This window comes from Xanthomonas sp. D-109 (assembly GCF_017746095.1).
GTDB classification, from domain to species: domain Bacteria; phylum Pseudomonadota; class Gammaproteobacteria; order Xanthomonadales; family Xanthomonadaceae; genus Xanthomonas_A; species Xanthomonas_A sacchari.
In genome coordinates this window covers 55,721-81,722 of record NZ_JAGHWV010000019.1, presented here as the reverse complement: position 1 = coordinate 81,722, position 26,002 = coordinate 55,721, and the positions used below count along the sequence as shown (strand labels likewise).

19 protein-coding genes are annotated in these 26,002 nt (G+C 68.8%); 10 read left to right on the top strand and 9 right to left on the bottom strand.

The window, feature by feature from the left end; genetic code table 11:
- Positions 1 to 29 precede the first annotated feature (29 nt).
- Positions 30 to 1,628, bottom strand: coding sequence for a transglycosylase SLT domain-containing protein (locus J7357_RS17115; protein ID WP_010340521.1), 1,599 nt, complete (start codon positions 1,626 to 1,628; stop codon positions 30 to 32).
- Positions 1,629 to 1,945: 317 nt separating this feature from the next.
- On the opposite strand from J7357_RS17115, the gene J7357_RS17110 reads away from it, so the two are divergent.
- Both J7357_RS17110 and J7357_RS17105 read left to right on the top strand, forming a co-directional pair.
- A complete protein-coding gene (locus tag J7357_RS17110; RefSeq protein WP_343237427.1) occupies positions 1,946 to 3,466 on the top strand; it encodes a helicase HerA-like domain-containing protein in 1,521 nt (506 codons plus the stop codon).
- A gap of 16 nt (positions 3,467 to 3,482) precedes the next feature.
- Positions 3,483 to 3,977 (top strand): GFA family protein, encoded by a 495-nt coding sequence (locus J7357_RS17105; RefSeq protein ID WP_244667620.1) that lies wholly within the window; start codon positions 3,483 to 3,485, stop codon positions 3,975 to 3,977.
- Positions 3,978 to 4,089: 112 nt separating this feature from the next.
- Here J7357_RS17105 and J7357_RS17100 read toward each other — a convergent pair whose 3' ends face one another.
- The gene (locus J7357_RS17100; protein ID WP_209248339.1) at positions 4,090 to 4,692 is read right to left on the bottom strand and encodes an NUDIX domain-containing protein; all 603 of its coding nucleotides are present in this window, start codon (positions 4,690 to 4,692) and stop codon (positions 4,090 to 4,092) included.
- Positions 4,693 to 4,947: 255 nt separating this feature from the next.
- Here J7357_RS17100 and J7357_RS17095 point away from each other — a divergent pair, with 255 nt between their 5' ends.
- Entirely contained in the window at positions 4,948 to 6,228 is a 1,281-nt protein-coding gene (locus J7357_RS17095; protein WP_209248337.1) for a hypothetical protein, read from the top strand.
- A gap of 54 nt (positions 6,229 to 6,282) precedes the next feature.
- On the opposite strand, the gene J7357_RS17090 is transcribed toward J7357_RS17095, so the two are convergent.
- Positions 6,283 to 7,722, bottom strand: coding sequence for a rhomboid family intramembrane serine protease (locus J7357_RS17090; RefSeq protein WP_209248335.1), 1,440 nt, complete (start codon positions 7,720 to 7,722; stop codon positions 6,283 to 6,285).
- Positions 7,723 to 7,830: 108 nt separating this feature from the next.
- On the opposite strand from J7357_RS17090, the gene greB reads away from it, so the two are divergent.
- On the top strand, positions 7,831 to 8,337 hold the full coding sequence (gene greB, locus J7357_RS17085; protein ID WP_209248334.1) for a transcription elongation factor GreB: 507 nt from the start codon (positions 7,831 to 7,833) through the stop codon (positions 8,335 to 8,337).
- Between the two features lie 42 nt (positions 8,338 to 8,379).
- Here the strand turns inward: greB and rimO are convergent, their stop codons facing one another.
- Positions 8,380 to 9,768 carry a 30S ribosomal protein S12 methylthiotransferase RimO gene (gene rimO, locus J7357_RS17080; RefSeq protein WP_209248332.1) on the bottom strand — a complete coding sequence of 463 codons (1,389 nt, stop codon included), beginning with the start codon at positions 9,766 to 9,768 and terminating at the stop codon, positions 8,380 to 8,382.
- Between the two features lie 155 nt (positions 9,769 to 9,923).
- Between rimO and J7357_RS17075 the strand changes: the two genes are divergently transcribed.
- Genes J7357_RS17075 through J7357_RS17065 form a run of 3 tightly spaced genes read left to right on the top strand, consistent with a single transcriptional unit; the run spans position 9,924 to position 11,198 of the window.
- The gene (locus J7357_RS17075) at positions 9,924 to 10,586 is read left to right on the top strand and encodes a dienelactone hydrolase family protein (protein WP_010340513.1); all 663 of its coding nucleotides are present in this window, start codon (positions 9,924 to 9,926) and stop codon (positions 10,584 to 10,586) included.
- A gap of 8 nt (positions 10,587 to 10,594) precedes the next feature.
- Positions 10,595 to 11,002 (top strand): HIT family protein, encoded by a 408-nt coding sequence (locus J7357_RS17070; protein ID WP_209231405.1) that lies wholly within the window; start codon positions 10,595 to 10,597, stop codon positions 11,000 to 11,002.
- Between the two features lie 28 nt (positions 11,003 to 11,030).
- Entirely contained in the window at positions 11,031 to 11,198 is a 168-nt protein-coding gene (locus J7357_RS17065) for a DUF5668 domain-containing protein (protein WP_003467495.1), read from the top strand.
- A gap of 102 nt (positions 11,199 to 11,300) precedes the next feature.
- Here J7357_RS17065 and J7357_RS17060 read toward each other — a convergent pair whose 3' ends face one another.
- The 3 genes from J7357_RS17060 to apbC form a co-directional block, all read right to left on the bottom strand.
- On the bottom strand, positions 11,301 to 11,828 hold the full coding sequence (locus tag J7357_RS17060) for an RDD family protein (protein WP_209248329.1): 528 nt from the start codon (positions 11,826 to 11,828) through the stop codon (positions 11,301 to 11,303).
- A gap of 39 nt (positions 11,829 to 11,867) precedes the next feature.
- Entirely contained in the window at positions 11,868 to 12,440 is a 573-nt protein-coding gene (dcd, locus tag J7357_RS17055; RefSeq protein WP_010340509.1) for a dCTP deaminase, read from the bottom strand.
- A 131-nt stretch (positions 12,441 to 12,571) separates the two neighbouring features.
- Complete coding sequence (gene apbC / locus J7357_RS17050) at positions 12,572 to 13,423, bottom strand: iron-sulfur cluster carrier protein ApbC (protein ID WP_209248327.1); 852 nt, start codon at positions 13,421 to 13,423, stop codon at positions 12,572 to 12,574.
- Between the two features lie 770 nt (positions 13,424 to 14,193).
- Here apbC and J7357_RS17045 point away from each other — a divergent pair.
- Positions 14,194 to 16,953 carry a TonB-dependent receptor gene (locus tag J7357_RS17045; RefSeq protein ID WP_209248364.1) on the top strand — a complete coding sequence of 920 codons (2,760 nt, stop codon included), beginning with the start codon at positions 14,194 to 14,196 and terminating at the stop codon, positions 16,951 to 16,953.
- 316 nt (positions 16,954 to 17,269) lie between these two features.
- Here the strand turns inward: J7357_RS17045 and J7357_RS17040 are convergent, their stop codons facing one another.
- Complete coding sequence (locus J7357_RS17040; RefSeq protein WP_209248326.1) at positions 17,270 to 18,835, bottom strand: sulfotransferase; 1,566 nt, start codon at positions 18,833 to 18,835, stop codon at positions 17,270 to 17,272.
- Positions 18,836 to 19,292: 457 nt separating this feature from the next.
- Here J7357_RS17040 and J7357_RS17035 point away from each other — a divergent pair, with 457 nt between their 5' ends.
- Together J7357_RS17035 and J7357_RS17030 are read left to right on the top strand one after the other, a co-directional pair.
- Positions 19,293 to 22,100, top strand: a complete 2,808-nt coding sequence (locus J7357_RS17035) for a TonB-dependent receptor (RefSeq protein ID WP_209248324.1) — start codon at positions 19,293 to 19,295, stop codon at positions 22,098 to 22,100.
- A 73-nt stretch (positions 22,101 to 22,173) separates the two neighbouring features.
- Complete coding sequence (locus J7357_RS17030) at positions 22,174 to 24,165, top strand: S9 family peptidase (RefSeq protein ID WP_209248322.1); 1,992 nt, start codon at positions 22,174 to 22,176, stop codon at positions 24,163 to 24,165.
- Between the two features lie 127 nt (positions 24,166 to 24,292).
- Here J7357_RS17030 and J7357_RS17025 read toward each other — a convergent pair whose 3' ends face one another.
- Positions 24,293 to 25,885 carry an NAD(P)/FAD-dependent oxidoreductase gene (locus J7357_RS17025; protein ID WP_209248320.1) on the bottom strand — a complete coding sequence of 531 codons (1,593 nt, stop codon included), beginning with the start codon at positions 25,883 to 25,885 and terminating at the stop codon, positions 24,293 to 24,295.
- Positions 25,886 to 26,002 lie beyond the last annotated feature (117 nt).

Here is a 26,002-nt window from a genome sequence, read left to right as displayed (position 1 = left end):
TCCCGGAGGGAGAAGGGAGCGGCTGTGCCTTACTTCTCGCAGCCCACCAGCTTCAACGACTGCCCCGGCTTCAGCGCATAACCCGGAGCACGCAAGCCATTCGCCTTGGCCAGTTCCTTGAGATCGCAGTCGTGGCGGTCGGAAATCCGCCCCAGGGTGTCGCCCTTGGCCACGCGGTAGTTGCGCACCTGCTTCTGCTTGGGCTTGGCCGGCGCGGGGCGGCCAGTGGCCACCGTGGTCGGCACGCCGGCCACCGGGCTGACGTCACCCACCGCCACGTTGCCGGTGAGGTCGGCGGCCGGCGCCGGGCTGCCGCTGCGCACCGCGGCGGTGACGTCGGCGGTGATCAGCGCGCGCGCCAAGTCGGCACGCGGGCCGCTGACGCAGTAGCGGTTGTACAGGCCGACGATCTTGGTGGTGGCATTGATGGTCACCCCGGCCGGGATCCAGCCGTCCGGCTCGTAGCGCGGGTTGAGGTTGCGCAGCGCCCGCATGTAGCCGTCGCGGGTGCCGTCGCTGCCCAGGCAGATGGTCAGTTCGTAGATGGTGGTGGACTTGGCCAGGCGCAGCGTGGCCGGCTGCGCATTGATCTTGGGGAACGCCACGCCGTACTGCTGCGGGTGCAGGAAGATCCACGCCGCGGCGATCACCATCGGCACGTAGTCCTTGGTCTCGGCCGGGAACTGGTTGTACACCGACGCGTCCCAGAAGCTGCGGCCGGGCATCTGGTTGAACACGCGCGCGGCGCGGCCTTCGCCGCCGTTGTAGCCGGCCAGGGCCAGCTCGACGCTGCGGTTGAGCTCGGCCATGCGCTCGTTGATGTAGACCGCACTCGCCTCGGCGGCGCTGCGCGCGTCGTAGCGGGTGTCGAAGCCGGTGCCGTCCGGGCCCAGGCCGAAGCGGCGCCCGGTGGCCGGCATGAACTGCATCAGCCCGGCGGCGCCCACCCGCGAATTGGCGTGCACGCGACCGTTGGATTCCTTGGCGATGATGCCGAACAGCAGCGCTTCCGGCAGGCCGCGCTTCTCCCACTCCGGCCACATGACCGCGCGCAGGTTCTGGTAGTTCTCGTAGCTGCTCATCAACGCCGGGCGCATGTCGGTGAGCCAGCGGCGGATGCCGGCCTGCACCGCCGGGTTGTACTCCACCATCGAATCGAAGGCGTGGCGCTTGTCGTTGAGCAGGCGTGCCGCGCGCGCCGCTTCCGGCACGTCGGCGGCCAGCGGGCTGATGTGGTCGGGGTCGGCCTGCAGCGGCGCGGAATCGTCGTCGGCGGCATCGGTGTCGCTGGCCTGGCCCTGCGCATCGGCCTTGGCCTTGAGCAGGCGCTTGTACGCGCCCAGGTAGGTGCCGACCTCGCAGCCGCGCTGCTTGATGCAGGCCTGGATCACGTCCTCGATGTCCTCCAGCGCGGCGTCGCTTTCCTGGGTGCCCTTGGGGTCGCTGTTGCCGACCAGCACCATGGCGTCGTTGTAGCGCTTCTCGGCGGCGGCCAGGCGCTGGTCGAGGACGGCGATGGCGGCCTGGTCGCGGGCGGACACGCGGGCATGGGCGGCAGGAGCGGTGCAGGTCAGCGCCACGGCAGCCGCGACGGGCCACGCGTGGGTGAAGCGGAACGGAAGGGGCATGGTGGGACGCGGCGACGGAAAGGCCGCAGGGTAGCCCCCGCCGTCACATTGCGGCAAGGTCGCCGCGGCCACGACCCGGCCCGCGGCGGGCCGACGTTCATGGCCAGCGGGCATCCTGCGCTGCAGCACGGGCATCGCATGCGAACCCGGGCGACGCCGTTTGCGGCGGGACGTATCGGCGTTGCAGCAGCGAACGGCCAGACACGGCAAAGACCGCTTTTGGCGGCCACGCCGGCGTCTGCGCGGCACCGCGACGCGCCCAGGGCGACACGCGCGCGTTCGGCCATCCCGCGGACGCTCTAGAATCCAGGCATCTCATTGCGGACCCCGATATGGACCCGATCCTGCTAGGCAAAGGCGTGACCGACGACATCGCGGTGCTGCTGCAACCGCGCCTGGGCAATCGCCACGGCCTGGTCGCCGGCGCCACCGGCACCGGCAAGACCGTGACCCTGATGACCCTGGCCGAAGGCTTCTCGCGGATCGGCGTGCCGGTGTTCCTGGCCGACGTGAAGGGCGACGTGGCCGGCCTGGCGATGCCCGGCGACGGCAGCGAGAAGGTGCTGCCGCGCGCCAGGGAAATCGGCGTGGCCGACTACGCGCCGGCCGCCAACCCGGTGGTGTTCTGGGATCTGTACGGCCAGCTCGGCCATCCGGTGCGCACCACCGTCAGCGAGATGGGCCCCACCCTGCTGGCGCGCGTGCTGGAACTCAACGACACCCAGGCCGGCGTGCTCGACATCGTGTTCAAGCTGGCCGACGACCGCGGCCTGCTGCTGCTCGACCTCGACGACCTGCGCGCGCTGCTGGGGCTGGTGGTGGAAGAGCGCAAGGACATCTCCACCGAATACGGCCTGGTCAGCGCGCAGTCGGTGGCCGCGATCCAGCGCGCGCTGCTACGCCTGGCCCAGGACGGCGGCGAAGGTTTCTTCGGCGAACCGGCACTGGACCTGGCCGAGCTGATGCGGGTCGACCACGACGGTCGTGGCGTGATCGGCATCCTTGCCGCCGCGCACCTGGTGCTCAAGCCGCGGCTGTACTCGACCTTCCTGCTGTGGCTGCTGTCGGAACTGTTCGAGCGGCTGCCGGAAGTGGGCGACCTGGACAAGCCCAAGCTGGTGTTCGTGTTCGACGAGGCGCACCTGCTGTTCGACGATGCGCCGCCGGCGCTGGTGCAGCGCATCGAGCAGGTGGTGCGGCTGATCCGCTCAAAGGGCGTGGGCGTGTACTTCTGCTCGCAGTTCCCCGACGACGTGCCCGACAGCATCCTCGGCCAGCTCGGCAACCGCGTGCAGCACGCGCTGCGCGCCTACACGCCGCGCGACCAGAAGGCGGTGCGCACCGCCGCCGAGACCTTCGTGGCCAATCCCAAGCTGAATGTGGCCAAGGCCATCTCCCAGCTCGGCACCGGCGAGGCGCTGGTGTCCACGCTGCAGGACAAGGGCGTGCCTTCGCCGGTGCAGCAGACCCTGATCGCGCCACCTCGCTGCCGCATGGGCGCGATCACCGAGGCCGAGCGCGCGCAGGTGCGCGCCGGCAGCCCGGTCGGCGCGCGCTACGACACGCCGGTCAATCGCGAATCGGCGGCGGAACTGCTGGCACGTCGCGTCGAGCAGAGCGCCGACCGCAGCGCCGCGCCGCCGGCACGCACCCGCGAACAGGACGAGGCGCAGGACAGCGGCTTCGGCCAGGCGGTCAAGGACGCGGTGTTCGGCACCAAGCGCCGCCAGGGCATGCTGGAAGCGATGGCCAAGCAGACCTCGCGCACCATCGGCAACCGCATCGGCCAGCAGATCGTGCGCGGCATCTTCGGCAGCATCTTCGGCGGCAAGCGCTGAGCGCAGCCGACGCCAAATGAAGCTCCAGCATGGACAGGAACGCGATGAGCGCCTTGCAATGATGTCGCGGCCAGACAAGCCGACAACGCTCCAGGGAAGCTGCCACTGCGGCTGCCTGGCCGTTGTGTTCTCGACGGATCAAACGGCCGGGGACATCCATCCGCGCGCCTGCGACTGCAGCTTCTGCCAGAAGCATGGCGCGGCATACGTTTCCGATCCCGCCGGCACACTGCGACTGACGGCCACGCATGCCGAGGCCGTGCATCGTTATCGCCAGGGCGCAGAGGCCGCCCAATTCCAGTTGTGCCGCCAGTGCGGGGTGCTGGTCGCGGTCACGTTCGAGCATCAGGGGCGGCTTTACGGTGCCGTCAATGCCGGCTGTCTGAACAAGACGCCGGCGTTGGGGGCCGCAGTGCCGGTGTCCCCGCAATGGCTGGATGCCGAAGCAAAAATGGCCCGATGGCGGCAGGCGTGGGTGCCGGACGTGCAATGGGTCATCGCCGACACCTGAGGTCGCCACCAGCGATCGACAGGCCCCGCATGCAGAACGCTGGATTCGCTGTTGGGCGCGGCCTTCGCTCCTGGCGATGCCACGCGCAGAGACAGGAACCAACAACGCTACGCTAGGCCAGCAAACCGTGCAGCTTGGCGTACTGCAGCAGCATGATGGTCTTGGCGTCGGCGATCTCGCCGCTGTCGATCATCGCCAGCGCCGCATCGAGCGTCAGCTCCAGCACCTCGATCTCCTCGCCCTCGGCGGCCACGCCGCCGCCGGCGCCGACCTTGTCGCGATCGACATACTCTCCCACGAAGAAGTACAGCCGTTCGGTCACCGAACCCGGACTCATGAACGCCTCGAACACCTTGCGCACGTTCTCGATCCGGTAGCCGGTCTCCTCTTCGGTCTCCTTGCGGATGCAGGTCTCCGCATCGTGGCGATCGAGCAGCCCGGCGCAGGCCTCGATCAGCATGCCATCGGGGTTGCCGTTGAGCAGGGTCGGCAAGCGGAACTGGCGGGTCAGCATCACCGTGCCCTTGGCGCGGCTGTACAGCAGGATGGTCGCGCCATTGCCGCGATCGTAGGCCTCGCGGGTGAGCGCCTGCCAACTGCCGTCGTGGCGCTGGAAATCGAAACTGACCTTGCGCAGCACGTACCAGTTGTCCGACAGCACCTCGATGTTGGTGACGCGCACGCGCGGATTGGCGGAAACGAAGGAAGGATCCAAGCGAAGCTCCAAGGGGAAATGGGGGATGCGCAGCGCGTGTGCAGGACCATCGGCCTGGCATCGCGCCGTCCACGTTCGGGCGCAGTGTAGCGAGCCGGCGCATGGCGGCGGCGGGGCGGAACGCGCGTTGCGCAGTCGACCACACAATGGCGGCATGGCAACCCACGGCCCCACCACAGGCGTGCCCGGCGGCTCCCGATTGCGCGCGCCGCGGCCGACCCGCACAATCGTCGCACTTCGTAGACAGGGGGCGTCATGGAAGACCGTCGTCGCGCGGGCGCACGCCGCGCACATCGCAGCACACCCGAGCCGTTCTGGGCGCGCACCCGCGCCATCGCGCTGTATCCGTTGCACGGCGGCGCACTGTACGCGCTGATCGCGCTGACCCTGTGCAGCCTGCTGGGCCTGCTGCCGGGCATCGGCTGGATCCTGAGCATCGTCACCAGCCTGGCGATCTACAAGTACGCCTTCGAGATCCTGCGGCACACCGCCGACGGCTACCTGGACGCGCCGGAACGCGGGTTCGACATCGGCGACGGCGTGGTCGTGCGGCTGTTTGCGCTGATGATCGTGCTTGGCGTGGCCGTGTTCGCGGCGCTGCTGCTGACCGGGCCGGTCGGCGGCCTGCTGATGCTGCTGGCGGTGGTGCTGCTGCAGCCGGGCTTCCTGATTTCCCTGGCGATGGACGGCAGCCTGCGTCGTGCGCTGAACCCGGCCGTGTCGATCGGCCTGGCGCTGCGCATCGGCTGGCCGTACCTGGCGGCGTTCGGCCTGCTGTTCGTGATCCAGGCCAGCGCGCTGGGCGCCGCCGCCTGGCTGCAGCGCGCCCTGCCGCCGCTGGTCGCCGACCTGGCGGTCACCGTGGTGACGATCTGGGGCCTGTTCGCGGCCTTCCACCTGATGGGCTATCTGGTCTACCAGTATCACGCGGTGCTGGGCTACGAACCGGCCGCCGACGCGGCAGGTGCGTTCGCCCGCCACGACCCGGACCAGCGCGTGCTCGACGAGGCCGAACAATTGGTGCGCGACGGCCATACCGACGACGCGCTGCAGGTACTGCGCGGCGAAGTGCGCAGCCGCGCGGTGAGCCTGGGCGTGCACGAGCTGTACCAGCGCCTGCTGCGCGGCAGTGCGCGTCACGACGAACGCCGCGAGCATACCCGCCAGTACATCCACCGGCTGCTGCAGGAAAAGCAGGAACGCCGGGCGCTGGCGCTGCAGCGCGAAGCGCTGGACACCGATCCCGACTTCGCGCCGCTGCTGCCGGAACAGGCCACGCTGCTGGCCGAACGCGCGCAGCTGGCCGGGCAGTTCCGACTCGCCGCCGACGGCCTGCAGGCCGCGCTGCGTGCCTGGCCGAAGGCGCCGGAACGCAGCGCCTGGTCGCTGCAGGCCGCGTTGCTGCTGGCCGAACGCTTCGGCGAGGACGCGCAGGCCCGCGACCTGCTGGAGGACGCGCTGAACCGCTGCGACGACGAGGTGCAACGCAGCAAGCTGCAGGCGGCGTTGCGCGCGGTGACGATCGCACCGGTCTAGCGCCGGCCGCGCGGGGCGCGCCAAGGCGCCCCGCTTCCGTGCTGGGCCGCGGCCTCACGCGTTGGCGAGCAGGAACCGCGCCTTGTCCGCCTGCGGCAGGTCCGGGTAGCGCGCGACCAGCGCCTGCAGCACGCGCCGCCACTCCGCCGTGGCCTGGCGTTCGCCATGACCCAGCGCCAGCCGGAACCAGGCCTGCGCCTGCTGCTCGCGCGGCGAGACCCCATCCTGCGCCAACAGCGCCTCGGCCTCGGCCAGCATCCCCAGCGCCATCCAGTGCGCGAACAGCGCCGCACGCGTCGACGCATCCAGATCGCCGGCCGCGGCAAGCACTGCCGCCTGCTGTTGCGCCTCCTGCGCGGACGGCGCCGCCAGGCGCAGCACGTCCAACGCGCGCAGCCGCGCCGTCGCGGCCTGGCCGGCGTTGGCGGCCAGGCGATAGCGCGCCAGTGCCACATCGAAGCGCTGCGGCGCCTCCGCCGCCAGCGCGTCCAGCAATGCGCCGGCCTGGACGTGTTCCATCCGCCCCAGATGCGTCTGCGCACGCTCCCAGCGGTCGTCGGCCGGCGCCCCGTCCTCATCGCGCAGGAAGGCCTCGCGGGTCTGTCCGCTCGCCACCAGCACCGCACCGAGCAGGGCGCCGACCACCAACCCACCGGCATGTGCGTCGAAGCCAATGCCGGCATCGCCGTTGAGCAGCAGGTTGTACAACTCCCAGCCCAGCCACAGCGGCAGCAGCACGATGGCCGGGGCGCGCACGTAGTCGAACAGCACCGCCGCCCAGTAGAAGAAGCGCACCGGACGCCGCCCCCACACCACGCAGAACGCGCCCATCAGCGCGGCGATGGCGCCGGAGGCGCCGAGCCCGGCCCCGGCCTCGCCCCAACGCCACCACAGGCTGGCCGCGCTGGCGCCGAACGCACCGAGCAGGTACACCGCCAGGAACCGCCAGCCGCCGATCGCGCCCTCCAGCAGCGTGCCCAGCGCCAGCAGGAACAGCATGTTGCCGATCAGATGCATGGCGTCGGCGTGCAGGAACGCGGCGCTGAGCATGCGCGCGGGCGCCCATTCCGAACTGCGCTGCACATGGCGCAGGGTGAACACGCGCTGCAGCAGCGCGTCGTAGTGCGCGCGCAGCGGCGCCCAGGCCTGCCGGGCATCGGCGTCTGAGAAGGCGCTGCCATCGCGCATGGCCTGCACGAACCGCACGTCATGCAGGGTGGCGTCGCCGACGAAGGCGGGCCGCTCTGCCGCTGGCATCTGCTGCAACTGCGCGAGCGGCGCGCGCCGACCGCTGCGTTCCAGGTAGCGCGCATAGGCCGGCGCTTCCAGCGCGCCGAGTCCGGAGTCCGTGTAGTAGCGCTGCGCCTGCCGCAACGGCGCCGCGTCCTGGCGCTGCCAGCCGACGTAGACCGCGACATTGAGCAGGATCAGCAGCAGCGTGACCAGCGGGAGGTTGTCCCGCGACAGCGGCTTGTGCAGCGGCAGGATCAACATCGGGCGACGTCCATGTGCGGGGCGGCGCCAGCTTCGGCCATCGCCTGCGGGTGCGCAAGCCGCAGCCACGCGCTAGCATCGCCACCCCGCTCCACCGCAGTCGTACCGATGAGCCGCTGGCGTCCCCCTGCCGAAAAAAGCACCGCCCTGATCACCCCGGAAGGCCATGCACGGCTCAAGGCCGAGCTGGACGAGCTGTGGCGGGTGCGCCGCCCCGAGGTGGTCAAGGCGCTGGCCGCGGCGGCGGCCGAGGGCGATCGCTCGGAGAACGCCGAGTACACCTACCGCAAGAAGCAACTGGGCGAGATCGACCGCCGCGTGCGCTACCTGAGCAAGCGCCTGGAAGCGCTGCGCGTGGTCGCCGACGCGCCGTCCGACCCGCAGGCGGTGTTCTTCGGCGCGCACATCGAACTGGAGGATGCCGACAGCGGCGAACTGCGCCGCTACCGCATCGTCGGCCCGGACGAGACCGACGCGGCGCGCGGCTGGATCAGCATCGATTCGCCGCTGGCGCGGGCGCTGCTGAAGAAGCGCGTCGACGACGAAGTGGAAGCGCAGTTGCCCGGTGGCCGCCACAGCTTCGTGGTGGTGGCGGTGGACTACGCCACGCCGTGAGCGCGCGGCGCCAGGGCGCCATGCGTGCCGCCGTCTGCGGGCTCAGAGCACCCGCAGATCGAGCGGCGTTGCCGACGACGCCTGCGCCGGCAACGCATCGCCGAACAGGTCGTGCTCGTCGCTGTCACCGATCGCCACCTGCACCAGGTCGCCTGGCTTCAAGCCGAGTTCGCCGCCGTTCTGGATATGCACCAGGCCGTCGATCTCCGGCGCATCGGCCTTGGAGCGCGCCACCGCGATGCCGTCCTCCAGGAAGTCCACCAGGCACTCCTGCACGCTGCCGATCTTGGCTTCCAGCCGCAATGTAGAAATCGCCGCCTGCCGCTCCATGAAGCGCGCCAGCCGCTCCTGCTTGAGTTCTTCCGGCACCGGATCCGGCAGCGCGTTGGCGCTGGCGCCTTCCACCGGCGAATAGGCGAAGGCACCGACGCGATCGAGCTGCGCCTCGTCGAGAAAATCCAGCAACTGCTCGAACTCAGCGTCGGTCTCGCCGGGGAAACCGACGATGAAGGTCGAACGCAGGGTGATCTCCGGGCACAGCGCACGCCAGCGCTGCACACGCTCCAGGGTGCGCTCGACCGCACCGGGCCGCTTCATCAGCTTGAGGATGCGCGGGCTGGCGTGCTGGAACGGGATGTCCAGGTAAGGCAGCAGCTTGCCCTCGGCCATCAGCGGGATCACGTCGTCCACGTGCGGATACGGATACACGTAGTGCAGGCGCGCCCACGCGCCCAGTTCCGACAGACCCTCGCACAGCGCCTTCATCCGCGTCTGATAACTGCGGCCGCGCCACTCGCGCTCGGCATACTTGAGGTCCACGCCATAGGCCGAGGTGTCCTGCGACACCACCAGCAACTCGCGCACCCCGCCCTTGACCAGGCGCTCGGCCTCGCGCAGCACCTCGTCGACCGGGCGCGACACCAGGTCGCCGCGCATCGACGGAATGATGCAGAAGCTGCAGCGGTGATTGCAGCCTTCGGAGATCTTCAGGTAGGCGTAATGCCGCGGCGTCAGCTTGACCCCGATGTCGTCCTCGGCGCCCCGCGCGCGCGGCAGCAGGTCCACGAACGGATCGTGGCGCGGCGGCAGCGCCGCATGCACCGCTTCCATCACGCTCTGGTAGTCCTGCGGACCGGAGACCGCCAGCACATCCGGATAGGCCGCGCGGATCTGCTCCGAGCGCTTGCCCAGGCAACCGGTGACGATGACCTTGCCGTTCTCGGCCATGGCCTCGCCGATCGCCTCCATCGACTCGGCCACGGCCGAATCGATGAAGCCGCAGGTATTGACCACCACCACGTCGGCCGCGTCGTAGCTGGGCACGATCGCATAGCCCTCCACGCGCAGTTGGGTGAGGATGCGTTCGGAGTCGACAAGGGCCTTCGGGCAGCCGAGGCTGACGAAGCCGACTTTGGGGGTCGCGAGAGACATTGGGGCCGGGGTCCGGGGGCCTGGGAGAAAAACAGCGCGCGAAGTATACCGGGCCGGGGCCGCCGACGCGGCCCGGCCGGTGTGCGCCCACTCACCCCGGCTTAGCCTGGGCCATGGATAATCCGCCGCTTCCCCCACGCCACAGGAACGCCGCTATGGGCCACTGGACCACGCTCGATACCGCTCACGGTCAGGTCTCCGCCTGGCACGCCCTGCCCGAGGGCACGCCGCGCGGCGGCCTGGTCGTCATCCAGGAAATCTTCGGGGTGACCGACTACATCCGCGAGGTCGCCGACCGCTACGCCGCCCACGGCTACGAGGTGCTGGCGCCGGCACTGTTCGATCCGGTCGAGAAGGACGCGCAGCTGGCCTACGACCAGGACGGCGTGCGCAAGGGCCTGGAGCTGGTCGGTGCGCTGGGCTTCGATCGCGCTCTGGACATCGTGCAGGCGGCCGCACAGGCGCTGGCCCCGGCCGGCAAGGTCGGCACCCTGGGCTACTGCTGGGGCGGCAGCGTCGCGCTGCTGTCGGCGCTGCGCCTGGGCCTGCCGTCGGTGAGCTACTACGGCGGCCGCAACACCCAGTTCCTGGACGAGACGCCGAAGGCGCCGGTGCTGTTCCACTTCGGCGCGCAGGACGGCAGCATCCCGGCCGAGTCGATCCAGCAGCACCGCGAGAAGCTGCCGCAGATGCAGACCTTCGTGTACCCGGCCGGGCACGGCTTCGACCGCCATGTGGATCCGAACCACTACGACGCCGACAGCGCCGAACTCGCCCGCGAACGCAGCCTGGCGTTCCTCGCCGAGCACGTGGGCTGAGCCGCGGCATGGCCGACTTCGTCCTCGACCCGCGGCTGCAGGCCGACAGCGCGTTCGTCGCCGACGGGCCGCTCTCGCAGGTGCGACTGATGGACGACGCGCGCTTCCCGTGGCTGTTGCTGGTGCCACGGGTGGCCGAGGCCAGCGAGTGGATCGACCTGGACGGCGGCCAGCAGCGCCTGCTGCTGGCCGAGATCAACCAGCTCTCGCAGCTGCTGCGGCAGGAGCCGGGCGTGCACAAGCTCAACATCGGCGCGCTGGGCAACGTGGTGCGGCAACTGCACGTGCACGTGCTGGGGCGGCATCCGGGCGATGCCGCCTGGCCCGGCCCGGTGTGGGGCAGCGGCACCGCACAGCGGCTGCCGGCCGAAGAACTGCAGGCGCGTGTTGCGGCATGGCGCCAGCGGCTACGATAGGCGCCCTTTTTACGGAAGCCGCGCCTCCATGAAATCCAATGTGATCGCCGCCATCGTGCTGATCGTGATCGGCCTGGTGTTCCTGGCCAACAACCTGGGCTGGACCAACCTGAGCCTGGGCCGGCTGATCGCCACCTGGTGGCCGGCGATCCTGGTCGCGGTCGGCGTCGGCATGCTGTTCGGCCGCGGCAAGTAGATGGAGCCGGGATTGGGGATGACCAGCCTGCGGCTGTTGAAAGCCGGGAGTGGGGATTCGCCTGGGCGATCCCCACCCCGCTACTGCGTCGCGACTGCGTGCTCAGCGGCGGACGTTGACCACGCGGGTGCCGGCGATCAGGTCGTGCAGGCAGCGCTTGTCCTGGCGGAAGATGAACAGCGTGTCCACCAGCGCGTAGATGCTGCCCACGATCGGCACCAGCGACAGCAGTTGGGTCGGCAGATACCGCAGCGCGATCAGGCGCCCGAACGGCGGCTGCCCGCCGTCCAGGTCGGCGATGCGGATCCACAGCAGCTTCTTGCCCCAGGTCTGGCCGCTCTTGGCCAGCGGGTAGCCCTGCACCAGCAGAAAGATCACGATACCCAGCACGCCGTAGCCGAACGTGGTCAGGAACGGCAACTGCACGCCGCTGCGCGCGGCCTCCATGATCTTGCCGAAGTAGCCGGTCAGCGCCGCCACCGGCAGGAACGTCGCCAGCGAGATCACGCCGTCGATCAGCGCCGCACCGAGGCGCTCGCCACGGCCGGCGAGGACCTCGCCGCCGGCGGTGCCCGGCAGCGCCGGCGGCAATGCCGCGTCGGGGGCCTGGTAGGGATTGGGGTCGTTCATTGCGCGCTCCTTGTGCTGTCGGAAGAAGGGGGTGGAGGATCAGGTCTTGGGCAGGGTCACGCCGGTCTGGCCCTGGTACTTGCCGCCGCGATCCTTGTAGCTGGTCTCGCAGACATCGTCGGCATCGGACTGGAAGAACAACATCTGCGCCACGCCTTCGTTGGCGTAGATGCGCGCCGGCAACGGCGTGGTGTTGCTGAACTCCAGGGTCACGTGGCCTTCCCACTCCGGCTCCAGCGGGGTCACGTTGACGATGATGCCGCAGCGCGCATAGGTGCTCTTGCCCAGGCATACCACCAGGGTGTCGCGCGGGATGCGGAAGAATTCCACCGTGCGCGCCAGCGCGAAGCTGTTGGGCGGAATGATGCACTCGTCGGCCTCGATGTCGACGAAGCTCTTGGGGTCGAAGTGCTTGGGGTCGACGATGGTCGAGTTGATGTTGGTGAACACCTTGAACTCGCGCGAGCAGCGCACGTCGTAGCCGTAGCTGGAGGTGCCGTAGCTGACGATGCGCTGGCCGTCGACCTGCTTGACCTGGCCCGGCTCGTAGGGCGCGATCATGCCGTGCTGTTCGGACATGCGGCGGATCCAGCGGTCGCTCTTGATGCTCATGGGGGGTTCCTGATGCCGGTGGCGGCGGCCGCAGCCTGCACGCCGGGAGCGCGGCCGACCGATGGGGCCGGCTGCAATGACCGGCGATTCTAGCCGGTCGCGGGGCGTTCGCGGCAGGCGCCGCGCGCCGCTCAGCGCAGGGCTGCGGAGATCGGGATGGCCGCGCGCGGACGCTTGCGCAGTTCCTCGGTCAGCCGCTGCGCGGTGGCCAGGTAGGCCTGCGCCGCGGCCGAGTCCGGCGCCGCCGCCACCACCGGAGTGCCGGCGTCGCCCTGCTCGCGGATCGCGATCGCCAGCGGCAGCGACCCCAGCAGCGGCACACCGTACTGCTGCGCCATGCGCTGGCCGCCGCCCTCGCCGAACAGGTGCTCGACATGGCCGCACTGGCTGCAGGTGTGCACCGCCATGTTCTCGACGATGCCCAGCACCGGTACTTCGACCTTCTCGAACATCTTCAGCGCCTTCTTCGCGTCCAGCGTGGCGATGTCCTGCGGGGTGGTGACGATCACCGCACCGGCCACCGGGATCTTCTGCGCCAGGGTCAGCTGGATGTCGCCGGTGCCGGGCGGCAGGTCGATCAGCAGGTAGTCCAGGTCGTCCCACAGGGTATCGGCGAACAGTTGGGTCAGCGCCGAGGTCGCCATCGGGCCGCGCCAGATCATCGGCGTGTCCTGGTCCACCAGCAGCCCGATCGACATCGCCTCGATGCCGAAGGCGCGCATCGGCTCGATGCTCTTGTCGTCCGGACTGTCCGGGCGCCCACTCAGGCCGAGCATGGCCGGCACGCTGGGGCCGTAGACGTCGGCATCCAGCACGCCCACGCGCGCGCCCTGGCGCTGCAGGGCCAGGGCCAGGTTCACGGCGGTGGTGGACTTGCCCACCCCGCCCTTGCCGGAGCCGACGGCGATGACGTTGCGGATGCGCGGGTGCGGGGCGAGCTTGGGCTGGACGGCGTGGGCGGGGAGACGCAGGCGTTCGGTCATCGGAAAACTCAACAGGAAGCGTCGGCAGCGCACATGGGCATGCGCAGGACAGAAAGGAACATGGACCGCGGCAGGAATGCCGCTGGCAGCGGCAGCGGCGCGGGCCGCACAGACATGACTATACAAGTGCCTCGCCACACGGTCCCGCGCTGCCGCCGCCGCTGGCGCGCGCGCCGGCCGATCTTGCGCAAATGGCGCCTGGCACCGACGGCCGTCGGGCGTTTCGCCCCTGACCATGCGCGCCACGAACACCGGCCCACACAGGCACAGGATCGCCTTGCACGATGCCGGCGTCCCCAGTGCGCCCACCCAACGCCCCACGATGGCGAATCGCACTCACCGAAATGGTGCGTCAGCGGCATCGCCTCCCTGGCGACGATGCCGACGCGCGCCAGTCGGCGCGGGCCTTCCGGGGCACGGCCGGCTCCGAGACGTCCAGGTTCAGCAACCTGCACAACAAACGCCCCGTAATGGTGCATAGCAGCGCGAAATTTGTCTACACAGGTGCCAGGACCCGGCGTTCGCCGACATTTCCCGCCTGATCGCGGCACTTTTCGTCCGTAGACGAAAAAAGTGACACCCATGTACAAACGGTGTTAAGTCCGTGTTACGTTTGGGTTGGTCGCAGGATGCGATCCCACTTTCAAGGCACATGTCGCGGCACGAGGCCCCTCGCCTTATCGATTGATTTTCGGGGATAGAGAAAGATGACTGCTCGTCATACTCGTAGTTTCAAGCACAGCCACCTGAGTGCCGCACTGGCCTCCGCCATGCTTGTCCCGGCCGCGTTCGCCGCCTTCGCACAGGACGCCACGACCGACGGCAAGACCGACAAGGCGACGGATCTGGAAAAGATCACCGTCACCGGCTCGCTGATTCCGCAGACCGAGATCGAGACCGCCACGCCGGTCACCACGATCAATGCCGAAGAGATCAAGGCGCGCGGCTTCAGCACCGTTGCCGACGTGCTGCAGAAGAGCTCCTTCGCCACCGGCGGCGTGCAGGGCGGGCAGAGCTCGGGCACCTTCACCCAGGGCGCGAAGACGGTGAGCCTGTTCGGCCTGCCGCCGGGCTACGTGAAGTACCTGATCGACGGCCGCCCGATGTCGAACTACCCGGCGCTGTACAACGGCAGCGACACCTTCAACAACATCAGCGGCATTCCGATCGACCTGGTCGACCGCATCGAAATCCTGCCGGGCGGCCAGTCGTCGCTGTACGGTTCCGACGCGATCGCCGGCGTGATCAACGTCATCCTCAAGAAGAAGATGGACGGCGCGGTGTTCAGCATCCGCGGCGGCGGCTTCTCCGAGGGCGGCGGCAGCAACTTCCGCGCCACCTTCGCCGACGGCTGGACCTCGGCCGACGGCCGCACCAGCATCCTGGGCGGCGTGCAGTACGAAGAAAAGGATCCGATCTGGGCCTACCAGCGCGACGAAACCAAGCAGTTCAACACGCAGGGCTACACCGCCCAACTGCCGAGCCGCGACTTCCTGGTCTACAGCCCGTTCACCAGCTACAAGTTCCTCGACCCGAACAACTGCAACAACGTGTCCGGCCTGTTCGGCGGCACCATCGCCAAGCAGCAGCGCCGCGGCTTCGGCGACGAGTACTACTGCGGCTCCAAGTACACCCCGGGCTACCGCACCCTGGATGCCGGCAACAAGTCGCTGCAGGCCTACATCCACGGCACCCATGACCTGAACGACAACGTGCAGCTGTATGGCGACGTGCTCTACAGCCACGACGAGGTCAAGTACAACGCCGGCTCCAACTACATCTGGTGGGGCACCGCCGCCGACTTCGGCTACTACTACGATCCGAACGTGGGCGACCTGCTGAACCTGCAGCGTTCGTTCGCCCCGGAAGAAATGGGCATCAACGGCATCAAGGACACGATGAGCCGCGACAAGAGCGACTCGGTGCGCGTGACCTTCGGCGCCCAGGGCCAGCTCGGCCAGTCGAGCTGGGACTACGATGCCGGTGTCACCTACACCCAGTACAAGCTGGAAGAGCGCCAGTTGGTCCGCTACAAGAACGCGATCGACCAGTTCTTCGTCAACCGCGTGCTGGGCCCGCAGCTCGGCCTGGATCCGCTGTACGGCGCCTATCCGGTGTACTCGCCGAACTACGCGGCGTTCTACTCGCCGATCAGCCAGGCGGACTTCGCCAGCTTCACCGGCCAGGCCACCAACAAGAGCAAGACCTCCGACGGCATGATTCGCCTGCAAGCCACCAACGCCAAGCTGTTCAGCCTGCCCGGCGGCGATGCGGGCCTGGCCGTGGTCGGCGAGTACGGCAAGCAGAAGTGGGACTACGATCCGGATCCGGTGATCCTCAACGGCGAAGTCTGGGGCCTGACCTCGGTGGCCGGCGGCGGCCAGCGCGACCGCTACGCGCTGACCTCGGAACTGCGCATGCCGGTGTTCGACCCGCTGACCATCACCCTGGCCGGTCGTTACGACGCGTTCAAGGCCAGCGGCCGCACCATCGACAAGCCGACCTACAGCATCTCGCTGGAGTACCGTCCGTTCGAGACCCTGCTGCTGCGCGGCAAGTACGGCACCGCGTTCCGCGCGCCGACCCTGTCCGACCTGTACCAGGGCCAGAGCGGCTACTACAACAGCGTCATCGACTACTACCAGTGCGCGCGGCGCGGCTACCTGCCGGGCAACACCGACAACTGCCCGGCCGCCTACTCGAGCCGTCAGTTCCGCGGTACGCAGTCCGGCAACCTGGACCTGAAGCCGATCAACGCCGACGTGTGGAGCGCGGGCTTCGTGTGGTCGCCGGTGGACCGCATGGCGCTGACCGTCGACTACCTCAACTGGGACATCAGCGATGAGGTCACCCAGCAGAGCGCCAATGCTCTGAGCCTGCAGGATTACCGCTGCCGCGCCGGCATCGACGATGCCAACTCCGCGCTGTGCCAGGCCACGTTCGCCCAGGTCACCCGCAACACGGCCGGCCAGATCACCAACATCTACACGCCGAAGGTCAACGTCTCCAACCAGAAGCTGGAAGCGGTCACCGCCTCGTTCCGCTATGGCTACGACTTCGGCCGCTGGGGCGACCTGAGCACCATCGCCAGCTACAGCGAGAACCTGCGCCACAAGTACGTGCGCTACGCGGGCGACACGCCGGTCGACCTGCTGAACGATCCGTACTGGAGCACCGACCCGAAGCGCAAGGCCGACGCGTCGCTGACCTGGGACATCGGCAAGTTCTCGACCACCTGGTACGCGAGCTGGTTCGACAAGACCCCGAACTACGCCGCCACGATCAGCGCCGATGGTTATGCGGCTCCGCGCGCCGGCAAGCTGCCGTCGCACATCACCCACAACGCCAGCGTCACCTACAAGGCGTTCGAGGGCCTGGAGCTGTCGCTGATGGTGACCAACGTGTTCAACAAGATGCCGCCGTTCGACGCGTCCTACCCGGGCAGCGCGCAGTGGGCGTACAACGAATACAACTTCGATGTGTACGGCCGTGCGTACTACCTGGAAATGCGTTACTCGTTCGGCAAGTAAGAACGCGCGCATGCAATGAAAGAACCCACCCGCAAGGGTGGGTTTTTTTATGCACGATGGATCGTGGACCGGCGGTCCTGCCCTCGCATGTCGCAGCCGGCAGGCAGCGCGATCGTCGGGATCGTCACGCCGCGGCATCACTCCGGCGCGTCGGTGCCATGGATTGGACGCGGCCCCGCTCATCCAACCGCATGCGTGACGGACGAGTCACGCGCCCAGTGCGCGCGTCAGCGCCGGTGCGCGACAAGGCACGCGCAGGCATCGCGATGCGCGGCCAGGACGGTGGCGAGCAACCGCACGCCGGGCCGCCGCAACGCTACGGATAGAACCCCGACAACAGCGCCTTCAGCTCGTCCAGATCCTCGCCGTAGCGCTGCCAGCGCCCCATGTACGAACGCGTCATCGACGTGCGCACCTGCACCACGCTGGCGGTGGCCACCGGCGCCTGGTTCTGCTCGAAATGCAGGCAGGCGTCGTCCCACGGCAGGCCGCAGAACTCCAGCAGGCGGCGCGTGGTCGGCTCCTGCGCGGTCACCAGGTCCTCGTAGTCGACCTGCAGGATGCGCTGCGGCAGCACCGCGTTCCAGTGCGCCATCAACCGGTCGAACATCAGGAAGTAGCGGCCGACGTCCATCAGGTCGAAGGAATAGTCGTAGTACGGCGATGACAGCGCGAACAACTGGCGGAAGTTGCTCAGACAGGTATCCATCGGGTCGCGCCGCAGGCACACGATCTTCGCCCTCGGCAAGGCTCGCGCGATGTGGCCGGCGTAGAGGAAGTTGTGCGGCAGCTTGTCCACGAAGCGTGGCTTCAGCGCGGTGCCGGGGCGCGTGGATTCGACATAGCCGCGGCCGAGCGCGCGCCAGTCCAGCCCCTGCACCTGGCTCAGCGTGGCAACGTCGAGGATCTCCGGCGACGGGGTGCCGGTCAGGCGCTTGAGCACCACCGAAAAGTTCTGCAGTTCCCCCGCCGAGTGCACCTGCGGATGGCTGGACAGGATCCGGTCCACCAGGGTGGTACCGCTGCGCGGCATGCCGATCACGAAAATCGGCTCCTCGCTCTCGAAGCCCGCCACCGGGGCATCGTCGGAGCGGAAGGTCCGCTCCAGCGTATCGAACAGGCGCGCATCGCGCTCGGAGGTGTAGCCGCGCGCCCGCTTGTGCACCGACTTGCCCTGCACATAGCCGCGGAAGGCCGCGCGGTAGTCGCCAAGATCCTCGTGCTCCTTGGCCAGCGCCAGGTTCAGGTACAGCACCGCGTCCGGATTGTCGCCGGCCGACGCCAGCGCGGCCTCGAGCAGGGCCAGGTTGTTCTCTTCCGGCGTCCACTTGCGCAGCTGCGACAGCGACAGATACACCTTCCAGTAGCGCGGCTCCAGCGCCAGGCAGGCGCGGTACTCGGCCTCGGCCTCCTGCAGCCGGCCGGAGAACAGCAACGAGGTGCCCAGGTTGTAGCGGAAGCTGGCCTGCTGCGGTGCCGCCTGCACCGCACGCGTGAATGCCTGCAGCGACGCAGCGTGTTCGTTGACCTGGCTGTAGACCACACCCAGCGTGTCCAGGGTATGCGCATCGGTGGGTTGCAGCGCCATCGCATGATCGGCGAAACGGTGCGCATCCTGCAGGAACCGACCCATCGCCAGCACCCGCGCCAGTTGCGCCGCGTAGTCGGCGCGCTCGGGATTGAGGGTCGCGGCCTGGTGCAGGTGCATGGCCGCGACCTGCATCTGCTGCAGCTCCAGCGCCGCCACGCCGGCGACGAAATGCACGCCCGGATGCTGCGGCAAGGCCTGCAGCAGATGTTGCGCGATCCGCTGCGCCTGCGGCCAGTCGCTGCGGTTGAGCGCGGCGATGGCCTGGTTGTAGAGCTGAACCTGTTCGCTCATGGATGCGCCCGATCTCCCCTGGAAGGCTGGCCGCGTCGGCACGCAGGCACGCGCGGCGGTCTCCGATTATGACCGCAGCGCATCATTCGCGTGCATGCGCAGCGGTCGCCACCGACCGCCTGTGCGCAGCCGAAGCGCTGGCACAAACAGGCCGCGAGACGGCGCCGAGCAAGCCGAAACAGCAGCGCGACAAGGAGTTACGTGAGGGAGCGCCGCAGCGAAGGCCACCCGGACGCGCCCTTTACAGCAAGTCGGCTGCACCCACATGTCATGTAACGGAAATTTTTCGTTACTTTTCCGATTTGTTCATGCTACGGTCAAGAAACGTGAAACGGACCTCACGCTCTCTACACGTACCTGTCCAGGAAGGGACCTGGGTACTGCACATGCATCTAGGGGAAATTTGTCAATGTCAGTCAAAGCACCGACTCCCAAGCGGAGTCTTCTGGTCGTTGCTGTGTCCGCCATTCTGGCCCTGCCCGCCGCATCGGCGCTGGCGCAAAGCCAGCCCGCGAGCGAGGAATCGGAGACGGAACAACTGACCGAGGCCACCGGCGCCAAGGCGCGCACCCTCGAGAAGGTGACGGTGACCGGTTCGCGCATCCAGCGCACCGAGGTCGAGGGCCCCTCGCCCGTCACCATCATCTCCGCCACCCAGATCGAGCGCGAAGGCTTCAACACCGTCTTCGACGCGCTGAGCACGCTCACCCAGGCCTCCGGCTCCACCCAGAACGAGCTGTTCCAGGGCGGCTTCACCCCCAACGCCAGCGTGATCAACCTGCGCGGTCTCGGCCCCGGCCGCACCCTGCTGCTGATCAACGGCCGCCGCGCCGCGGACTACCCGCTGCCCTACAACGGCCAGAGCAACTTCGCCAACTTCGGCAACATCCCGGCCGCGGCGGTCGACCGCATCGAGATCCTCGCCGGCGGCGCCTCGGCCATCTACGGCTCCGACGCGGTCGCCGGCGTGGTCAACGTCATCCTCAAGACCAACTACGAGGGCGACCTGGTCAAGCTGCGCGGCAGCACCCTGACCCGCGGCGGCGGCGACACCGGCGACTTCCAGTGGATCGGCGGCAAGACCGGCGACCGCTGGAGCCTGACCTATGCCTTCGAGTACACCGCCGGCGAGCCGCTGTTCGCCTACCAGCGCGACTTCATGGATTCGTCGCTGGACAACCCGTTCCCGCCGGCCTTCGTCGGCATCCAGCCGACCGGCACCATGCGCGTGCGCCGCCGTACCGGCTCGACCACCAACTCCTACTTCGCGCCGCCGGCCGGCGCCTGCGAGCAGTTGGGCGACGAGTGGGTGCGCTGGAACTACCGCACCGCCAGCGCCAGTGGCGCCATCACCAACCTCGGCCAGGCCTGCGGCACCTTCAAGGACCCGGCCTACCAGACCATCCGCAACCAGAACAACGACCTGTCCGGCTACGCGTACGGCACCTTCGATTTCGAAGGCGGCATGCAGGGCTGGGCCAGCCTGCAGGCCTGGTCCTCCGAGTCCAAGTACACCGCGGGCACCCAGTTCTGGTCCGGCCGCACCAATGGCGCGCTGTGGTTCGATCCCGGTTTCAATGCACTGGTCGACGCGCAGCGCGTGTTCGCCCCGCAGGAAGCCGGCGGCGTCGAGCATCTGATGGCGCGCAACAAGGAGAAGTCCTACGACTTCGCCGCCGGCCTGCGCGGCAAGCTGGGCGAGCGCTTCGACTGGGACCTGACGCTGTCGCGCGCCGAGTACAAGGTGAAGGTCGATCGTCCGCGCCTGATGGCCTCGGCGGTCAACGATTACTTCCTCGGCCAGCAACTGGGCACCCGCGTAGTGGGCGGCGTCACCTATCCGGTGTATCGCCTGAACCAGCAGCGCTACTACAGCGCGCTGACCCCGGACCAGTTCGCGGCGCTGAGCACCACCGTCAAGACCGACGCCAACTCGCACGTCAACCAGGGCAGCTTTGTGCTCTCCGGCGACCTGTTCGAACTGCCGGCCGGCGCGCTGGGCTTCGCCGGCATCGTCGAAGCCTCGCAGCAGGAGTACAAGCTCAACGCTGACCCGCGCATCCTGCCCGACTACACCGGCACCGACCGTCCGTACAACCTCACCGGCACCGGTGGCGGCGGCAAGCGCGACCGCTACGCACTGGGCGTGGAACTGTCGATTCCGATCCTCAGTTCGCTGAAGGCGCACCTGGCCGGACGCCTGGACAAGTACGACGACGTCACCGCGGTGGACGACGCCAAGACCTGGAACGCCGGCCTGGAGTGGCGCCCGCTGGACAGCCTGCTGCTGCGCGGCTCCTACTCCACCAGCTTCCGCGCGCCGGACCTGCACTATGTGTTCGCCGACCGCAGCGGCTCGTTCACTAGCATCTTCGACACCCGTCGCTGCCTGGAAAGCGGCCGCGCCGCGGCGCAGTGCCCGACCTCGGACACCACGGTGAACTACACCGCGTACGGCGTGCGCCAGGGCACCACCGACCTGTCCGAGGAAACCGGTACGTCGTGGACCGCCGGCTTCGTGTGGGACGTGCTCGGCGGCCTGTCGCTCACCGCCGACTACTACGACATCCGCCTGAAGAACGTGGTGGCCGACATCACCTCCACCTACATCCTCGACGGCGAAGCCGGCTGCGTGACCGGGCTGACCCGCAACCGCAACCCGTTCACCCTGGGTGCGCCGGGCTCGGCGTTCTGCAACGACATGCTGTCGCGGGTCACCCGCCTCAGCGCGCCGGGCACGCCGAACGACGGCCAGATCACCGAGATCCGCCGCGGTCCGATCAACCGCGCCTTCCTCGGCACCAAGGGCATCGACGCGTCGCTGGACTACCGCCTGGACACCGACCGGCTGGGCGACTTCCGCTTCCAGGTGGGCTACTCGCACACCCTCGAGCAGAAGTCGGCCGAGTTCAAGGGCGACCCGGTCCTCGACTACCGCGACGACCTGAGCAACTTCGACTTCCGCAGCCGCATCCGCACCACCGCGACCTGGCAGCGGAACGACTGGCAGGCGGCGGTGTTCATGCTCCGCTACGGCAGCCTGCCGAATTGGCAGGAGACCGGCCGCATCGCGCCGTACTTCATCTGGAACGCGAACGTGGGCAAGAAGCTGACCGACAAGCTGACGGTCAACTTCTACGTCAACAACGTGTTCGACAAGACGCATCCGAAGGACAGCGGCTACAACACGTATCCGTACTTCTGGCGTGCCTACAGCCCGTACGGCCGCGAAGTGGCGGCGGAGTTCCAGTACCGCTTCCGCTGAGCCGCGGCACGCGCACTGGAGATCAGCGAGAGCCCGGCATCGGGCTCTCGCTGTGTGCAATCACGCAAAAAGGATGCTCGTGAAACGACTCGTTGCTTTCTGCGCGCTGGGGCTGTGCCTGCACGGCAGTGCCGCCGCGGCCGCGCCCCCGCCCATTGCGGATTTCGTCAAGCGCCCCACCTACAGCGCAGTCAAGATCTCGCCGGACGGTGAGTATCTCGCGCTGACCGTGGACCGCGGCGAACAGGACGTGCTGACCGTGCTCGGCACGCGCGACCTCAAACCGATCAAGGTCAATGTACTGCCCGACGGCAAAAGCGTCGGCGCGTTCTACTGGACCGGCCGCAAGCGGCTGCTGTTCACCGCGGTCAAGAAGGTCGGTGCGTTCGAGCGGCCGATGGGCACCGGCGAATGGTTCGCGGTCGACGCCGACGGTGGCCAGCCACGCACCCTGATCGAATATGGCACGCAAGGCGTCACCCAGCGCGGCAAGAGCGTGGGCCGCGAATCCTTCGCCCTGCTCGACACCCTGCGCGACGACGAACAGAACGTGGTCATGCAGGTGCGCTATCCGCGCTCCTCGGAGGGTGCCGGCACCGAGGTGGTGCTGATCGACACCCTCAGCGGGCGGCGCAAGTCGCTGGGCCGTGCGCCCAAGGCGAACTGCTCCATCGCCCTGGACGCCGCCAAGCAGCCCGCCTTCGCCACGTGCCAGAGCGACAAGGATGAGGACACCGGCTACGACAGCCACAGCGAGGTGTACGCGCTGAAGGACGGCAAGTGGGAACTGATCAACGCCAGCAAGGCCGACGGCGCGCGTCTGGACATCGCCTGGTCCACCGCCGACGGCCGCGTCTACGCCACCCGCGACGACGGCAAGGCGCCCGGTGCGTTTGGCTACCTGGATCCGCAGAGCGGGCGTTTCGTTTCGCTGTTTCAGGACGCCACCAGCGAGGTCGCGCGCACCATCACCGCCACCGACGGCTCGGACACCGCACTGGCCGTCGTCACCGAGGCCGGCGCGCCGCAGGTCAGGCTGATCGACGAGGCGCATCCGGACGCAACGCTGTATGCCAGCCTGGCCGCGGCTTTTCCGGGACAGTACGTCGACTTCGCCAGCGCAACCCGCACCGGCGACACCATCGTGGTCAGCGTGCGCAGCGACCAGAACCCGGGCGAGCTGTACCTGTACGAACGCGCCACCGGCAAGGCGCGTTTCCTGATGAAGAGCCGGCCGTGGATCGATGCGGCGAAGATGGCCACGGTCATGCCGATCCAGTTCACCGCCCGCGACGGCCTGCGCATCCACGGCTACCTCACCGTGCCGGCCGGGGCCCAGGCGAAGAACCTGCCGCTGATCGTCAACGTGCACGGCGGGCCGATGGGGCCGCGCGACAGCTGGGGCTTCCATTCCGAGGCGCAACTGTTCGCCAGCCGCGGCTATGCCACATTGCAACTCAACTACCGCGGCTCCGGCGGCTTCGGCAAGGCGTTCATGGACCGCGCCTACGGGCAGTGGGACGGCGGCATCATGAACGACATCGTCGACGGTACGCAGTACGCGATCCAGCAGGGCCTGGTCGACAAATCGCGCATCTGCATCTACGGTGGCAGCTTCGGCGGCTACGCGGCGATGATGGCGCCGGTGCGCGCGCCGGGCCTGTTCCAGTGCGCGTTCGGCTATGTCGGCATGTACGACGCCAAGATCCAATTGCGGCTCAGCGACACCAGCAAGAGCGAGAGCGGCAGGCGCTACCTGCTGCGCGCCTTCGGCAGCAGCGCCGCCGAGCAGGAACGGATGTCGCCGATCAACCACGTGCAGGCGCTGACCCTGCCGATCTACCTCGCCGCCGGCGCCCGCGACGATCGCTGCCCGCCGGAGCACACCGAAGCGCTGGCCAAGGCGCTGCAGGCTGCCGGCAACCCACCCGAAGGCATGATCGTGCAGTCCGGCGAAGGCCACGGCTTCTACAAGGAAGAGAACAACCTCAACCTCTACACGAGGATGCTGGGGTTCTTCGACGCACATCTGGGTGCTTCCGCGCCGCAGGCCGGCGCGCCCTGACCCGCCACGCAGACAAAGCTACGGCGCTGCCGTGGCACGCGCGGCGCACTGCACGCACCGCGCCTTTCCCTCGCCCTGGTCGCCATGCCAGGGTTCTTTTTTTCTTGCCGCTACCGTCCGCCGCCGCTCAGCCGCGCAACAGTGCCATCGCCGCATTGTGACCGGGCGCGCCGGTCACGCCGCCGCCGGGATGGGTGCCGGAGCCGCACAGGAACAGACCAGGAATCGCACCGCGGTACGCCGCCTGGCCGAGCATGGGCCGTGCGCTGAACAACTGATTGAGGCTCAACGCGCCGTGGAAGATGTCACCGCCGATCAGCCCGAAGGTGCGCTCCAGGTCCAGCGGGCTCAGCACCTGTCGGCCCAGCACCGAAGCGGCGAAGCCCGGCGCGTAGCGCTCGACGGTGGCGATCATCAGGTCGGCGACCTCCTCGCGGTGCGCATCCCAGCTGCGCCCGTCCGGCAACTGCGGCGCCACGTGCTGACAGAACAGGCTGGCCACGTGCTGGCCCGGCGGCGCCAGGCTGTCGTCCAGGGTGCTGGGAATCAGCAGCTCGACGATCGGTTCGCGCGACCAGCCGTGCGTGCGCGCGTCCTGGTAGGCGCGATCCATGTAGTCCAGGCTCGGCGCCAGCACGATGCCGGCGGTGAGATGGTCGCCCGCCCCCGGCAGCGCGCTGAAGCTGGGCAGGCGCGACAGCGCCACGTTCATGCGGAACGTGCCCGACCCGCAGCGCCAGTGCGCCATGCGCTCACGCGTGGCGGCCGGCACCTGCGCCGGACCGAGCAGGCGTTCGTACAGCAGCTTTGGGTTGACGTTGGCGACCACGTGCCGTGCCCGCAGCCGCTCGCCCTGCTCGGTGACCACGCCGACCGCGCGCCCGTCCTCGACCAGGATCTCGCGCACGCCGGCCTCGGTGCGGATCTGCGCGCCGGCGGCGGTCGCGGCGCGCGCCATCGCCTGGGTGATCGCGCCCATGCCGCCCAGCGCATGGCCCCAGGCGCCCTTGACCCCATTGCTCTCGCCGAACACGTGGTGCAGCAGCACGTAGGCCGATCCCGGCGTGTACGGGCTGGCGTAGTTGCCGACGATGCCGTCGAAGCCGAACAGCGCCTGCGCCGCATCGCTCTCGAACCAGCGTTGCAGGTACTCGGCGGCGGAGATGGTGAACAGGTCCAGCAGGTCCTGGCGCAGTTCCGCGTCCAGCGCATGCAGGCGGCGGCCGAGGCGGCCGGCGCGCAGCAGTTCGGGCAGCGCCTGCAGCCAGCCACCGTCGGTGACGTTGGGCGGCGGCTGCAGCGCCAGCGCGCGCAGCACGTCGGCGATGCCCTCCAGCCGCGCCTCGTAGGCCGGCAGGCGCGCAGCGTCGCGCGCGGAGAACTTGGCCAGTTCGGCCTGGGTGTGGCCGGCGCCGGTCAGCAGGAAACGTCCGTCCGGCAATGGCAGGAAGTTATTGCACAGGCGCGGCACGATGCGCAGGCCGTGGCCGGCCAGGTCGAGATCGGCGATCACCTTGGGCTGCAGCAGCGACACCGTGTAGGACGCCACCGAGTTGCGGAACCCGGGGTGGAACTCCTCGGTCACCGCGGCGCCGCCGACCACGCCGCGCCGCTCCAGCACCGTCACCTTCCAGCCGGCCCGCGCCAGGTAGGCGGCGCAGACCAGGCCGTTGTGGCCGGCGCCCACGATCAGGGCATCGCATGGCGATTCACGGGTCATGGCCGCATGGTAAGCCAGCGCCGGCGGGCCTGCCGACCGGCAGGCGACGCGACCGTCCCACGGCCCAACGCGCGCGGCCGCCCATGACCTTCGACACCCCTGAAACCTCCCGCAGCG

What these genes read in the sequence shown, in the direction of transcription:
- J7357_RS17025 (WP_209248320.1), bottom strand. Translation starts at nt 25,885, where the DNA reads ATGACCCGTGAATCGCCATGCGATGCCCTGATCGTGGGCGCCGGCCAC.
- J7357_RS17105 (WP_244667620.1), top strand. Translation starts at nt 3,483, where the DNA reads ATGAAGCTCCAGCATGGACAGGAACGCGATGAGCGCCTTGCAATGATG.
- dcd (WP_010340509.1), bottom strand. Translation starts at nt 12,440, where the DNA reads ATGAGCATCAAGAGCGACCGCTGGATCCGCCGCATGTCCGAACAGCAC.
- J7357_RS17075 (WP_010340513.1), top strand. Translation starts at nt 9,924, where the DNA reads ATGGGCCACTGGACCACGCTCGATACCGCTCACGGTCAGGTCTCCGCC.
- J7357_RS17065 (WP_003467495.1), top strand. Translation starts at nt 11,031, where the DNA reads ATGAAATCCAATGTGATCGCCGCCATCGTGCTGATCGTGATCGGCCTG.
- J7357_RS17060 (WP_209248329.1), bottom strand. Translation starts at nt 11,828, where the DNA reads ATGAACGACCCCAATCCCTACCAGGCCCCCGACGCGGCATTGCCGCCG.
- J7357_RS17030 (WP_209248322.1), top strand. Translation starts at nt 22,174, where the DNA reads ATGCTCGTGAAACGACTCGTTGCTTTCTGCGCGCTGGGGCTGTGCCTG.
- rimO (WP_209248332.1), bottom strand. Translation starts at nt 9,768, where the DNA reads ATGTCTCTCGCGACCCCCAAAGTCGGCTTCGTCAGCCTCGGCTGCCCG.
- J7357_RS17070 (WP_209231405.1), top strand. Translation starts at nt 10,595, where the DNA reads ATGGCCGACTTCGTCCTCGACCCGCGGCTGCAGGCCGACAGCGCGTTC.
- J7357_RS17045 (WP_209248364.1), top strand. Translation starts at nt 14,194, where the DNA reads ATGCTTGTCCCGGCCGCGTTCGCCGCCTTCGCACAGGACGCCACGACC.
- J7357_RS17040 (WP_209248326.1), bottom strand. Translation starts at nt 18,835, where the DNA reads ATGAGCGAACAGGTTCAGCTCTACAACCAGGCCATCGCCGCGCTCAAC.
- apbC (WP_209248327.1), bottom strand. Translation starts at nt 13,423, where the DNA reads ATGACCGAACGCCTGCGTCTCCCCGCCCACGCCGTCCAGCCCAAGCTC.
- greB (WP_209248334.1), top strand. Translation starts at nt 7,831, where the DNA reads ATGAGCCGCTGGCGTCCCCCTGCCGAAAAAAGCACCGCCCTGATCACC.
- J7357_RS17090 (WP_209248335.1), bottom strand. Translation starts at nt 7,722, where the DNA reads ATGTTGATCCTGCCGCTGCACAAGCCGCTGTCGCGGGACAACCTCCCG.
- J7357_RS17095 (WP_209248337.1), top strand. Translation starts at nt 4,948, where the DNA reads ATGGAAGACCGTCGTCGCGCGGGCGCACGCCGCGCACATCGCAGCACA.
- J7357_RS17115 (WP_010340521.1), bottom strand. Translation starts at nt 1,628, where the DNA reads ATGCCCCTTCCGTTCCGCTTCACCCACGCGTGGCCCGTCGCGGCTGCC.